Below are 12,438 nucleotides of genomic sequence, written 5' to 3'. Positions count from 1 at the left end.
GGATCAACCGGCGTTTGCCTGCGAATAGCAGGGTTGCGGGGATCGGTCATCCCAGCCCCTCCGCGGGCTCTATTTCAACGCCGAGAACGCCGTCGGCACCAGGAACTGGCTGGTGATGTTGGCAACGATCTGGCCGTCCTCCTCGCTCTTGGCACGCGCCGAGATCCAGTCGGGATCGGACATGAACTTGGTCCACTTGGTCTCGCGCTCGGCGAGCGATTCCCAGGCCAGGAAATAGGTCAGTTCCTGGTTGGATTCGCCGATCAGGGTCGTGAAGAAGCCCACGGGGCGGATGCCGTGCTTCTCCCACAGCTTCAGCGTCGTGTTTTCGAAACGCTTCAGCAGCGCCGGCAGCCGGCCCGGAATGCAGCGATAGATGCGGCTCTCGTAGATCATCTGATCCTCCCTGATCTTTTCTGGCTTCGCGCGATCGGGGAGCGTTGTCGCAACAATCGTCGCGGCCGTCAAAGGTCGCGTTGCGCGCCTCGGCCGTCGTTGCGAGGAGCGTCAGCGACGAAGCAACCCAGAGTCACGCCCGCGACTCTGGATTGCTTCGCTCCGCTCGCAATGACGGGACTTGGCACCACGAGCCCGTTACACCAGTCGCGACTGCACCACTGCGGCCTGAATGAACGACGCGAACAGCGGATGCGGCTCGAACGGGCGCGACTTCAGCTCGGGGTGGAACTGGACGCCGATGAACCACGGGTGGTCCTCGTATTCCACGATCTCCGGCAGCACGCCGTCGGGCGACAGGCCGGAGAACTTCAACCCGTGCTGCTCGAGCCGGTCCTTGTAGGCGGTGTTGACCTCGTAGCGGTGGCGATGCCGCTCGGAGATCTCGGTGGCGCCGCCATAGACCTCGGAGACGCGGCTGCCGCGCTTGAGCGCCGCAGGATAGGCGCCGAGCCGCATCGTGCCGCCGAGATCGCCGCTCTTGGAGCGCTTCTCCAGCTCATTGCCACGCAGCCATTCCGTCATCAGGCCGACCAGCGGCTCCGGCGTCGGACCGAACTCGGTCGAATTGGCCTCTGTGATGCCGACGAGATTGCGCGCCGCCTCGATGACCGCCATCTGCATGCCGAAGCAGATGCCGAAATACGGCACGTCGCGCTCCCGCGCGAATTGCGCCGCACGGATCTTGCCCTCGGCGCCGCGCTGGCCGAAGCCGCCGGGCACCAGGATGCCATTGACGTGCTCGAGGAATGGCGCGGGGTCTTCGTTCTCGAACACCTCGCTCTCGATCCAGTCGAGCTTGACGCGCACCTTGTTGGCGATGCCGCCATGCGACAGCGCCTCGATCAGCGATTTGTAGGCGTCTTTCATGCCGGTGTACTTGCCGACGATCGCGATCGTGACGTCGCCTTCCGGGTTGCGGACGCGCTCGTTGATCGTGTGCCAGCTCGAAAGCGCCGGCGGCACCCGCGGCTCGATGCCGAACGCGGCCAGCACCTCGTCGTCGAGGCCGGCGGCATGATAGGCCTCCGGCACGGCATAGATGTTGTCGACGTCACGCGCCTCGATGACGGCGCTTTCTCGCACGTTGCAGAACAGGCCGAGCTTGCGCCGTTCCTCCTTCGGGATCGGGCGGTCGGTGCGACACAACAGGATGTCAGGCTGGATGCCGATCGAGCGCAGCTCCTTGACCGAATGCTGCGTCGGCTTGGTCTTCAACTCGCCGGCGCTCGGGATGTAGGGCAGCAGCGTGAGGTGGATGTAGATCGCGTGATGGCGCGGCAGCTCATTGCCGAGCTGCCGGATCGCCTCGAAGAACGGCAGGCCCTCGATGTCGCCGACGGTGCCGCCGATCTCGACCAGCACGAAATCGTACTCGTCATTCCCGGACAGGACGAAATCCTTGATCGCGTTCGTCACGTGCGGGACGACCTGGATGGTCGCACCGAGATAGTCGCCGCGCCGCTCCTTGGTCAGGATGTCCTGGTAGATCCGGCCCGTGGTGATGTTGTCGGCCTTGGTCGCCGGTCGGCCGGTGAAGCGTTCGTAATGTCCGAGATCGAGATCGGTCTCGGCGCCATCATCGGTCACGAACACTTCGCCGTGCTGATACGGCGACATCGTGCCTGGATCGAGGTTGAGATAGGGGTCGAGCTTGCGAAGCCGGACCTTGTAGCCGCGGGCCTGCAGCAGCGCGCCTAACGCGGCTGAAGCCAGACCCTTTCCGAGCGAGGAAACCACGCCGCCGGTGATGAAGATGTACCGCGCCATGGGACCCTACCTTTAATGCCGCGCGCTCGATTCGCCAAAACGAATCGCTTGCAGCCCGCAACGCTGTCGCGGGCCTGTGGGTTACTTCAAAATCTGAATGGTCTCAGTAACTTGAGACCGCCTCATGACGCAGGACGCCAATTGCGTTCCTGCATGGCTTATCCGCGTTATTGCGATTGCGGTGCCTGCGGCGCAGCCGGAGCCGCGGGAGCCTGCTGCTCGTCGGCCTTCTTGAGCTGGTCGAGCACGCCGCCCCCGGTCGGCGCCACCGGGCTCGCGCCGCCTGACTGAGTCTGCCCAGGCAAGGTGCCGAGAATCGAGGTCGGTTTGCGATCGTAGCCAGCCAGCCAGGTCAGCAGCAGGCTCGTCAGGAAGAAGCCGACCGCCAAAATCGCCGTGGTCCGCGTCAGCAGGTTTGCGGTACCGCGGCTCGACATGAAGCCGGCGCCGCCGCCCATGCCGAGGCCGCCGCCTTCGGACTTCTGCAACAGCACCGCGCCGATCAGGACGGCGACGATCATGAGGTGGATGACGATCAAGACAGTCTGCATGGTGACCTTCCGTCACAAGCCCTCGCAGGCCCCGGCCGGAGGCCGGGATCGCGAGAGCTTCGCGGGCTATTCGGAAATTTGCGCGGTGTTACACGATCATGTCGGGCAACGCCACCCCGCAGATAATCGCAGCCGCGCTTCTCACAAGCGCTGCCGCGCCGCCCGTCGTCGAGGCTTGCCCGACCATCCATTTTCTACTATTAGAGACATATGGATCAAATAATAGACGACTTCAGCCAGCGGCTGGCGCGCCGCCTGCTGCTGGAACGGGACAGCCGCGGCTGGTCGCTGGCCGACCTTGCCGAGCGCTCGGGAGTGTCAAAGGCCACCATCAGTAAGATCGAGCGCGCCGAGGTCAGCCCGACGGCGGTCATCCTGGTCAAGCTGGCAAGCGCGTTCGATCTCACGCTGGCCGGCTTGATGCTCCGAGCCGAGGCCCAGTCGGAGCGCCTGTCCAAGGCGGCCGAGCAGCCGGTCTGGCGCGATCCGGACACGGGCTATGTCCGGCGCCAGGTCTTTCTCAGGCCGGATCATCCGATCGAGTTGGTGACCGTCGAGATGCCGGCGCACCGCAGCGTGACCTTGCCGGCCTCCTCATACATCCACATCCGCCAGCTTCTCTGGGTGCAGAGCGGGCAATTGACCATCACGGAAGGCGCGGAACGCCACGTCCTCGGCCCCGGCGACTGCCTCGGCTTCGGCCCACCGATCGACACCACCTTTGCCAACGAGTCGGACGCACCCTGCGTCTATGTCGTGGCGCTTGCCCGGAGTTGAGAATGTCCGCGATTCGAATTGCATCCCTATCGGACACACCGGTCGTGCGAAGCGCGCTTCGCGCAATGCTGATCGAGACGGTCGCCGATGGTGGTTCGGTCAGTTTCATGCACCCGCTTCGCGAGGAGGATGCCGACGCCTTTTGGCGGGAATCGCTTTCGGCCGCGGCGCGCGGCGAACGAGCCGTTCTTGGCGCCTTCGACGGCGAGGATGTGATTGCGACCGTCACGTTGCAGCTGAAGCTGCCGCCGAACCAGCCGCACCGCGCCGAGATCGCAAAGATGATGACGCGCATCAGCCACCGCAAACGCGGAATCGCGACCGCGCTGCTGCGCGCGGCCGAAAACCTCGCCCGCGCGCACGGTCGGACGATGCTGGTCCTCGATACCGCCGAGGATGGGGGCGCCTCACGGCTTTATGAAAGCGTCGGCTTCCAGCTGAGCGGAACCATTCCGGACTATGCCTTGAAGCCGCATGGCGGCCTTACCGGCACGAAGATCTATTGGAAGCGAATCGAACAGGCGGACTAAGGCGTGCGCTTTCGCTCACGTTGCTTCTCAACAGCCCTTCGCAATGGCGAGAAAGTCTGAGGCTTTCAGGCTGGCGCCGCCGACCAACGCGCCGTTGACATTCGCGACCGCCATCAGCTCGGCCGCATTGGAGGGCTTCACCGAGCCGCCATAGAGGATGCGCGTCCGCGCTCCCTCCTGCTTGAAGCGATCGATCAGCAGCTCTCTGATAAAGGCATGAATCTGCTCGACATCCTTGGCAGTCGGGGTCAGGCCGGTGCCGATCGCCCAAACCGGCTCATAGGCCACGACCAGGTTGCCGGCCCGTGATTCCTGCGGCAGGCTGAGGTTGAGCTGGCCGCGCAGGATGTCGAGCGTCTGCCCTGCATCGCGCTGCTGCTGGGTTTCGCCGACGCAAACGATCGCGACCAGCCCGGCGCGCCACACCGCCTCGGTCTTCTGGTGCACCACAACATCGCTTTCGCCATGATCGGCGCGCCGCTCGGAATGGCCGACGATGATGGCGGTGGCGCCAGCATCGGCCAGCATCTCCGCCGAAACGTCCCCTGTATGGGCTCCCGACGCCTTGGGGTGGCAATCCTGAGCGCCGACCGCGATCGCGCGGGAGCCGCGCGCCCTCTCGGCGAAGCCTGCCACCAGGGTGGCGGGAGGACAGACCAGCAGGTCGGCCTTTCCGGTGACCTCGGCGGCTCCGGCCAGCATGGCGTCGAACTCGGCGGTCGAGGCCTTCAGGCCGTTCATTTTCCAATTGCCGGCGATCAGCGGCCGGATGCGGTCGGTCATGGCGGGATTCCAGCAAATGTTGTGACGGACATCGGCTAGCAGAGCCCTTCGACGAGCACCAGAGCGGGAGCCGTCTTCCCACCGCTTCAATCGGCCTCAGGGCCGAGGTTGCGACCGGGCGGCCGCCTCTTTATAAGCCGTTTCAACTCGGTGACGGCCTTTTGCGGAATCTGCTTTAAGGCGCGGCCTCTTCATCCTTTTTCCTGCAGACAGACTGGACCCATGCTTCGAGGATTACGCAAGGCCTCATCAAACTGGCTCGGCAAGACCATCATGGCGGTGGTCATGGGCGTTTTGATCGTCAGTTTCGGCATCTGGGGCATCGCCGACATCTTCCGCGGCTTCGGGCAGTCGACGGCTGCAACCGTGGGACGCACGGAGATCTCGGTCAACGAGTTCCGGCAGATCTATACCGACCGGCTGCAGCAGATCGGCCGCCAGCTCGGTCGTCCGCTGACCACCGAGCAGGCCCGCATGTTCGGGCTCGACCGCTCCGTGCTGCAGCAGACGATTGCGGAAGCCGCCCTCGATGAGCAGGCTCGCCGTCTCGGTCTCGCCCAGTCCGATGCGGAGACCATGCGGGTGATCCTCAGCGATCCCAACTTCAAGGGCCCGAACGGGGCGTTCGACCCGCAGCGCTTCCAGGCCATCATCCGCAATTTCGGCTTCACCGAGCAGCGCTACCTGGCTGACCAGCGCCGACAGTCGCTGCGGCGGCAGATCACCGGCACGATCGCGGCCGGGCTGGAGCCGTCCAACACGATGCTCGAGGCGCTCGGCCGCTTCCAGAACGAGCAGCGCTCGATCGATTACGTCAAGCTCGACGCGGCGCAGGCCGGCACCATCGATGCGCCCTCGCCCGAGGTTCTCGCGTCCTATTTCGAAGAGCACAAAGCCCAGTTCAAGGCGCCGGAATATCGCAAGATCTCCTTCGTCGTGGTGACGCCCGAAGAGATCGGCAAGTCGACCGACGTTTCTGACGAGGACGCCAGGAAGCTGTTCGACCAGCGCAAGGCGCTGATGGGCACGCCGGAGAAGCGCCAGGTCCAGCAGATGACCTTCCCCACCATGGAGGAGGCACAGGCGGCGCGCGCCCGGATCGCCGCGGGTGAAGTCACGTTCGACGAGCTCGCCAAGGAGCGCAACCTCAACCCGGCCGATCTCGATCTCGGTCTGGTGACGAAATCGGCGATTCTCGACCCTGTCGTTGCCGATACCGCCTTCTCGCTGCCGACCGGCGAGGTCAGCCAGCCGGTCAAGGGCGCATTCAACGTGGCGCTGGTCAAGGTCAGCGCGATTCAGCCGGGCCAGCAGCCCGAATATGAGAGCGTCGCTGCCGACATCAAGAAGGAGATCGCAGCCGACCGCGCCAAGTCGCAAGTCGCCAATCTTCGTGACAAGATGGAAGACGAGCGCGGCGGTGGCGCCAGCGTCGCCGAGGCAGCCAAGAAGCTCGGTCTCAATGCCATCACGCTCGAAGCCGTCGACAGGTCCGGCAAGCAACCCAACGGCCAGCCCGTTTCGAACATCCCGCTTGGCCTCGATGTCGTTGCGCAGGCCTTCACCAGCGATGTCGGTGTCGACAACGAGCCGATCTCGTTCCGCGGCGGCTATGTCTGGTTCGAGGTTCTCGGCATCACCCCGCCGCGCGATCGCCCCCTCGACGAGGTCAAGGATCAGGTCGCCGCGCGCTGGCGCGATGACGAGGTCGCCACCAAGCTGCGCGCGAAGGCCACCGAGCTGGTCAAGAAGCTCAGCGAGGGCGGCAAGCTCGCCGACGAGGCGGCATCGCTCGGCGTGAAGGTCGGGGCGGCCAGTGCGTTCAAGCGCGACGCCTCGGTGCCCGGCGTCCCCACCGGCGCGATCACCGCCGCATTCCGCACGGCAAAGGACGGCGTCGGCCAGACCGAGGCTGATGGCGGCCGGCGGTGGATTGTGTTCCGTGTCACCGACATCATCGAGCCTAAGGTCGACCTCGCGTCCGAAGATACCAAGAAGCTGAAGGACCAGTTGCAGCGCGCGCTCGCCGACGAGCAAGGCACGGCCTATGTCATGAAGCTCGAGAAGGACATCGGGACGACGATCAACGAGGCTGCGGTGGCCCAGGTGGTCGGCGGCAACAATCAGTGACGGTTTGCTAGGGGCACGCGTGATGGACGATCTCAAGTCGATCATTGGCAAGGTGGCGACCGGCGCGCCGCTGTCCCGCGAGGAGGCGGCGTCCGCCTTCGACAGCATGATGTCGGGCGAGGCGACGCCGTCGCAGATGGGCGCGCTGCTGATGGCGCTGCGCGTGCGCGGCGAGACGGTCGAGGAGATCACCGGCGCCGTCAGCGTGATGCGGGCGAAGATGCTGCGCGTCGATGCGCCGGCGAGCGCGGTCGACATCGTCGGCACCGGCGGTGACGGCTCCGGCTCGGTCAACGTCTCGACCTGCGCCTCCTTCATCGTGGCCGGCGCCGGCGTGCCGGTCGCCAAACACGGCAACCGCGCACTGTCGTCCCGCTCCGGCGCCGCCGACGTGCTCGCCGCGCTCGGCGTCAAGATCGACCTGAAGCCGGACCAGGTCGGGCGCTGCGTGCGCGAGGCCGGCATCGGCTTCATGTTCGCGCCCGCGCATCATCCGGCGATGAAGAACGTCGGGCCGACCCGGGTCGAGCTCGCCACCCGCACGATCTTCAATCTGCTCGGTCCCCTGTCCAATCCGGCCGGCGTCAGGCGCCAGATGGTCGGCGTGTTCTCGCGGCAATGGGTCGAGCCGTTGGCCCACGTGTTGAAGAATCTCGGCTCGGAGGCCGCCTGGGTCGTGCACGGCTCCGACGGGCTCGACGAGATCACCTTGACCGGCCCGACCTTTGTCGCCGCGCTGGAGAACGGTCATATCCGCACCTTCGAGGTCACGCCCGAAGAGGCCGGGCTTGGCCTGTGCGGCAGCGACGGTCTGAAGGGCGGCGACGCCGAAGCCAACGCGGTGGCCCTGCAGAGCGTCCTGGACGGCCTGCCGAGCCCCTATCGCGACGTGGCGCTGCTGAACGCCGCGGCGGCGCTGGTCGTTTCCGGCCGCGCCAAGACGCTGAAGGAAGGCGTCGCAATCGGCCGGGATTCGCTCGACAGCGGCGCCGCAGCGGCGCGGCTGAAGCAGCTGATCGAGGTCTCCAACAGCTGATCCACCGGAGCGTGCCATGTCGGACATCCTGACCAAGATCGAAGCGTATAAGCGCGGGGAGATCGCGGCAGCCAAGCGGGCATGCCCGTTGCCGGAGCTCGAGGCCCGCGCGCGTGACGCTTCGCCGCCGCGCGGCTTCGTTGCCTCGATCCGAGCCAAGCATGCGAACGGCGACTACGCCTTGATCGCCGAGGTGAAGAAGGCCTCGCCGTCCAAGGGACTGATCCGCGCCGATTTCGATCCGCCGGTGCTTGCCAAGGCCTACGAGGCCGGCGGCGCGGCCTGCCTGTCGGTGCTGACAGACACGCCGTCGTTCCAGGGCCATCTCGACTTCATGGTCGCCGCGCGGGCCGCAACCGCCCTGCCCGTGCTGCGCAAGGACTTCATGTTCGACACCTACCAGGTGATCGAGGCGCGTGCTCACGGCGCCGACTGTATCCTCATCATCATGGCCGCGCTGGACGATGCCGCCGCTGCGGACATCGAGGCTGCCGCGCTCGCCCACGGCATGGATGTCCTGATCGAAATCCATGATCGCGCCGAGCTCGATCGCGCGCTGAAGCTGCGCTCGCCGATGATCGGCATCAACAACCGCAACCTGCGAACCTTCGAGACCACGCTGGCGACCTCCGAAGCGCTGGCGCCGCTGGTCCCGGTCGAGCGTCTTCTGGTCGGCGAGAGCGGCATCTTCACTTCGGCCGATCTCGCGCGCCTGGCGCGCGTCGGCATCCAGACCTTCCTGGTCGGCGAGAGCCTGATGCGGCAGGCGGACGTCACGGCGGCGACGCGCGAGCTGCTTGCGCGCAATGCCGCCTCCGCCAGCGCGGCTGAGTGACCATGTCCGACAAGTCGCCCGACGCTCCCGCCCTCACCCACATCGACGCCCGCGGCGAAGCCCGCATGGTCGACGTGTCGGACAAGGCCGCGACCGAGCGAACCGCGACCGCCGAGGGCCGCGTCGTCATGAGCCCGGCGACGCTCGAGCTCATCCTGTCCGGCAACGCCAAAAAAGGTGACGTGCTCGGAACTGCCCGCATCGCAGGCATCATGGCCGCCAAGCGGACCTCCGAGCTGATTCCTCTGTGCCACCCGCTGGCGCTGTCCAAGGTCTCCGTCGACATCACGCCCGATGCCGCGCTACCCGGCTGCCTCGTCAGCGCCACCGTCAAGGTGACCGGGCCGACCGGCGTGGAGATGGAAGCCCTGACGGCCGTGTCCGTCGCCTGCCTGACCATTTACGACATGATCAAGGCGGCCGAGCGCGGCGTACGCATCGAAGGTATCCGCTTGACCGAAAAGATCGGCGGCAAGTCCGGGCACTATCGCGCCTGAAGAGATTACCAAGCCAAATACAACTTCGAATTAATTGTTCGCTAACTCAACTTCCTAACCTCACTTCCATCGCGGACCGATAGCAATGGTTGTGGGAGGGACATCGTAGCGGTCCATCCCGAAGCGCCGATCGCAAGCGTATTCAGGACCGATGACGACCGATACCACCAGTCCAGGGAATGCCCTCAGAGCTTCGACCGACCGCGGTGGACCGATCCGCTGGCTGGTCGGCGGAGGCCTCGTGCTGATTGCAGCCATCGCGATCGGTACGACCATCATGGCCGACAGTTTCCGGGAACGCGCGCTGAACAGCGCGACGCGCGAGCTGGAGAACACCGTCCTCCTGCTGGCGCGCCATTTCGATCAGCAGATGGAGGATCTCGGCGCGATCCAGCGCGATCTCGCCAACTACGTCCGACAGAACCACATCGACAGCGGCGCCCGCTTCAAGGAGCAGATGGGAAGCGCCGCCGTCAATGCCATGCTGAAGGACAAGCTGAGCGCGGTGACCTATGTCGGCGGTTTGAACATCTTCGACTCCGACGGCAACCTGATCAACTCCGGAGCGGCCTGGCCGGTGCCGCCCGTCAACATTGCCGATCGCACCTTCTTCAAGCGGCTGAAATCCGATCCGACCGCGCCGCAACTGCTGATCGAACCGGTGGTGGGCCGGATCACCGGCACATATGTCGCAGTCATTGCCCTGAAACTGACCAGTCCCAACGGCGAGTTCCTGGGCATCATCAGCCGCAGTCTCGAACCCATCAATGTCGAGCGGTTCTTCGCCTCGGTCGCGCTCGGTCCCGACGCGGCGATCTCGATGATGCATCGCGACGGAACCCTTCTGGCCCGCCATCCACGCCATGAGGGCATGCAGAACCAGAACTACAAGAACGCGCCGATCTTCCGCCAGATCCTGGCCGGCGATGGCAACACCACGGGCATTTTCAGCAGCCCCGTCGACGGCGAGCACCGCATCGGCGCATCGCACCGGCTGACGAGCTATCCCTTGATCGTGACTGCGACGACGACGGTCTCGGCGGCGCTCGCCGACTGGCGCGAGCAGATGCGCTTCCTGATCGCCGTCGGCGTGACGTCGGTGCTGCTGATCGCCGGCATGCTTTACGTCGTGGTGCGCCGGCTGATCAGCGACCACGACGCCTCCAGCCGCCGCTTGACGCTGGAGAAGGAACGGCTCGACAAGGCCGTCAACAACATGACCCAGGGCCTCTTGCTGTTCGATGCATCGGAGCGCCTGGTCATCAGCAACCAGCGCTACGTCGACATGTACGGCCTGTCTGCCGACGTCGTGAAACCAGGCTGCACGTTTCGCGCGCTGATCGCGCACCGCAAGGCCACCGGCTCGCTGGCGGGCGACGACGTCGAATATGCCGATGCGGTGCTGCGCGACATCGGCCGCAAGACCTCGCAGATCATCGAGACCACGGACGGTCGCTGGATCCAGATCGTCAACGAGCCGATCGCGGGCGGCGGCTGGCTCGCCACCCACGAGGACATTACCGAGCGCAAACGGTCCGAGGAGCAGATCACGCATCTGGCGCACTACGACGCCCTGACGGATCTGCCGAACCGCACCCTGTTCCACGAACGCCTCAAGGAGGAGCTGATCGGCGTCCCCCAAGGCCGGCGCCTCGCGCTGCACTACATCGACATCGACGAGTTCAAAGGCGTCAACGATTCGCTCGGCCACCTCATCGGCGACGAGCTGTTGAAATCCGTCGCGGCGAGCCTGAGCGCCTGTGTCGGCACCGCGGGGTTCGTCGCCCGCCTTGGCGGCGACGAGTTCGCCGTGGTCCAGACGGCGATCCGCAACCGGGAGGATGTCGAACAGCTGATCGAGGATATTCTCGGCGCGATCCGCGCTCCGCGTGACTGCCTCGGCCATCAGCTCACCGCCGACGCCTCGATCGGCGTGGCGTTGATCCCCGAGCACGGCACCGATCTCGACCAGATCATGAAGAACGCCGATCTGGCGATGTACGCCGCCAAGGCCGCGGGACGCCGCACCTGGCGCTTCTTCGAGCCCGAGATGGACGCCCAGATCAAGGCGCGCCACCAGCTCGAGGTCGACCTGCGCCAGGCCATGGCCGACGATCGACTCGAGGTCTACTACCAGCCTTGTCTGAGCCTGCAGGACGACCGCATCGTCGGTTGCGAGGCGCTGGTGCGCTGGAGGCATCCGACCCGCGGCGCCGTCTCGCCGGCCGAGTTCATTCCGATCGCCGAGGACACCGGCCTCATCAACCTGCTCGGCGAACGCGTCCTCCAGGTCGCCTGCACCGAGGCGGTGAGCTGGCCGGACGACATCCGGCTCGCCGTCAACGTCTCGCCGGTGCAGTTCAAGAGCGGCACCCTGGCGCTCAAGGTCGCCAATGCACTTGCGACCTCCGGCCTGCCGCCGCATCGGCTGGAGCTCGAGATCACCGAAGCGGTGCTGATCCGCGACGACGACGCGCTCGACACCCTGCACCAGTTGCGCGCGCTCGGCGTCCGCATCGCGCTCGACGATTTCGGCACCGGCTATTCGAGCCTCAGCTATCTCCAGCGCATTCCGTTCGACAAGATCAAGATCGACCGCTGTTTCGTCAAGGACATCACCGAGAGCGAGGGTTCCGCGGCGATCGTCCAGGCCGTGGTCAACATCGCCGCCATCCGCAAGATGTCGACGACCGCCGAGGGCGTCGAGACCGAGGCGCAGCGGCAGGTGCTGAAGCGGCTCGGCTGCTCGGAGATGCAGGGCTATCTGTTCAGCCCTCCGAAGCCCGCAGCCGACGTGCGGCAATTGTTCGCTGCGCAGCGCGCCAATCCCTCATCCGGCCGCCGTTCGCGCTCGGACGCCGCCTGAGCCGGTTCCGAACCGATAAATACCGTTGCAATTTGAGGCTTTTCCGCAAGCCAGATTCAAACCCTGCCGACTGGTCGTGCCTTGAAGTCCACGGCGCCGCCATGATCTACGGGACACAGACGGACATACTCCGTGTTCGCCTGTACACGCTGGTCGAAAACCACGGCGGGACGGCCTCAGGGCCGCCCCGTCGGGTGTGAGCATCGC

General features: G+C 65.6%; 11 protein-coding genes. 7 read left to right on the top strand and 4 right to left on the bottom strand.

The window, feature by feature from the left end:
* Nucleotides 1-69: 69 nt before the first annotated feature.
* From QX094_RS25080 to secG, 3 genes are all read right to left on the bottom strand, one after another.
* The gene (locus QX094_RS25080) at nucleotides 70-396 is read right to left on the bottom strand and encodes an NIPSNAP family protein (protein WP_316188251.1); all 327 of its coding nucleotides are present in this window, start codon (nucleotides 394-396) and stop codon (nucleotides 70-72) included.
* A 198-nt stretch (nucleotides 397-594) separates the two neighbouring features.
* The gene (locus QX094_RS25075; RefSeq protein ID WP_316188250.1) at nucleotides 595-2,226 is read right to left on the bottom strand and encodes a CTP synthase; all 1,632 of its coding nucleotides are present in this window, start codon (nucleotides 2,224-2,226) and stop codon (nucleotides 595-597) included.
* Between the two features lie 167 nt (nucleotides 2,227-2,393).
* The gene (gene secG, locus QX094_RS25070) at nucleotides 2,394-2,777 is read right to left on the bottom strand and encodes a preprotein translocase subunit SecG (protein WP_316185825.1); all 384 of its coding nucleotides are present in this window, start codon (nucleotides 2,775-2,777) and stop codon (nucleotides 2,394-2,396) included.
* Between the two features lie 210 nt (nucleotides 2,778-2,987).
* Here secG and QX094_RS25065 point away from each other — a divergent pair, with 210 nt between their 5' ends.
* Nucleotides 2,988-3,554 carry an XRE family transcriptional regulator gene (locus tag QX094_RS25065; protein WP_315711636.1) on the top strand — a complete coding sequence of 189 codons (567 nt, stop codon included), beginning with the start codon at nucleotides 2,988-2,990 and terminating at the stop codon, nucleotides 3,552-3,554.
* 2 nt (nucleotides 3,555-3,556) lie between these two features.
* On the top strand, nucleotides 3,557-4,084 hold the full coding sequence (locus QX094_RS25060; protein WP_315711635.1) for a GNAT family N-acetyltransferase: 528 nt from the start codon (nucleotides 3,557-3,559) through the stop codon (nucleotides 4,082-4,084).
* Nucleotides 4,085-4,111: 27 nt separating this feature from the next.
* On the opposite strand, the gene tpiA is transcribed toward QX094_RS25060, so the two are convergent.
* Nucleotides 4,112-4,867 carry a triose-phosphate isomerase gene (gene tpiA / locus QX094_RS25055; protein WP_315711634.1) on the bottom strand — a complete coding sequence of 252 codons (756 nt, stop codon included), beginning with the start codon at nucleotides 4,865-4,867 and terminating at the stop codon, nucleotides 4,112-4,114.
* Between the two features lie 222 nt (nucleotides 4,868-5,089).
* Between tpiA and QX094_RS25050 the strand changes: the two genes are divergently transcribed.
* The 5 genes from QX094_RS25050 to QX094_RS25030 all read left to right on the top strand — a co-directional run bounded on the left by QX094_RS25050 (nucleotide 5,090) and on the right by QX094_RS25030 (nucleotide 12,231).
* Nucleotides 5,090-6,997 carry a peptidylprolyl isomerase gene (locus QX094_RS25050; protein WP_316175289.1) on the top strand — a complete coding sequence of 636 codons (1,908 nt, stop codon included), beginning with the start codon at nucleotides 5,090-5,092 and terminating at the stop codon, nucleotides 6,995-6,997.
* 22 nt (nucleotides 6,998-7,019) lie between these two features.
* Nucleotides 7,020-8,033 carry an anthranilate phosphoribosyltransferase gene (trpD, locus tag QX094_RS25045; protein WP_315711632.1) on the top strand — a complete coding sequence of 338 codons (1,014 nt, stop codon included), beginning with the start codon at nucleotides 7,020-7,022 and terminating at the stop codon, nucleotides 8,031-8,033.
* Nucleotides 8,034-8,049: 16 nt separating this feature from the next.
* On the top strand, nucleotides 8,050-8,868 hold the full coding sequence (trpC, locus tag QX094_RS25040) for an indole-3-glycerol phosphate synthase TrpC (protein ID WP_316175274.1): 819 nt from the start codon (nucleotides 8,050-8,052) through the stop codon (nucleotides 8,866-8,868).
* 2 nt (nucleotides 8,869-8,870) lie between these two features.
* On the top strand, nucleotides 8,871-9,365 hold the full coding sequence (gene moaC / locus QX094_RS25035; protein ID WP_315750926.1) for a cyclic pyranopterin monophosphate synthase MoaC: 495 nt from the start codon (nucleotides 8,871-8,873) through the stop codon (nucleotides 9,363-9,365).
* A gap of 151 nt (nucleotides 9,366-9,516) precedes the next feature.
* Complete coding sequence (locus QX094_RS25030) at nucleotides 9,517-12,231, top strand: EAL domain-containing protein (protein WP_316175272.1); 2,715 nt, start codon at nucleotides 9,517-9,519, stop codon at nucleotides 12,229-12,231.
* Nucleotides 12,232-12,438: the final 207 nt, after the last annotated feature.

The sequence above is a fragment of the Bradyrhizobium sp. SZCCHNS1050 genome, assembly GCF_032484785.1.
Classification (GTDB): Bacteria; Pseudomonadota; Alphaproteobacteria; order Rhizobiales; family Xanthobacteraceae; genus Bradyrhizobium.
Note: the sequence above shows the minus strand (reverse complement) of the source record. Positions and strands in the feature narration are given on the sequence as shown.

What these genes read in the sequence shown, in the direction of transcription:
- QX094_RS25080 (WP_316188251.1), bottom strand. Translation starts at nt 396, where the DNA reads ATGATCTACGAGAGCCGCATCTATCGCTGCATTCCGGGCCGGCTGCCG.
- QX094_RS25075 (WP_316188250.1), bottom strand. Translation starts at nt 2,226, where the DNA reads ATGGCGCGGTACATCTTCATCACCGGCGGCGTGGTTTCCTCGCTCGGA.
- secG (WP_316185825.1), bottom strand. Translation starts at nt 2,777, where the DNA reads ATGCAGACTGTCTTGATCGTCATCCACCTCATGATCGTCGCCGTCCTG.
- QX094_RS25065 (WP_315711636.1), top strand. Translation starts at nt 2,988, where the DNA reads ATGGATCAAATAATAGACGACTTCAGCCAGCGGCTGGCGCGCCGCCTG.
- QX094_RS25060 (WP_315711635.1), top strand. Translation starts at nt 3,557, where the DNA reads ATGTCCGCGATTCGAATTGCATCCCTATCGGACACACCGGTCGTGCGA.
- tpiA (WP_315711634.1), bottom strand. Translation starts at nt 4,867, where the DNA reads ATGACCGACCGCATCCGGCCGCTGATCGCCGGCAATTGGAAAATGAAC.
- QX094_RS25050 (WP_316175289.1), top strand. Translation starts at nt 5,090, where the DNA reads ATGCTTCGAGGATTACGCAAGGCCTCATCAAACTGGCTCGGCAAGACC.
- trpD (WP_315711632.1), top strand. Translation starts at nt 7,020, where the DNA reads ATGGACGATCTCAAGTCGATCATTGGCAAGGTGGCGACCGGCGCGCCG.
- trpC (WP_316175274.1), top strand. Translation starts at nt 8,050, where the DNA reads ATGTCGGACATCCTGACCAAGATCGAAGCGTATAAGCGCGGGGAGATC.
- moaC (WP_315750926.1), top strand. Translation starts at nt 8,871, where the DNA reads ATGTCCGACAAGTCGCCCGACGCTCCCGCCCTCACCCACATCGACGCC.
- QX094_RS25030 (WP_316175272.1), top strand. Translation starts at nt 9,517, where the DNA reads ATGACGACCGATACCACCAGTCCAGGGAATGCCCTCAGAGCTTCGACC.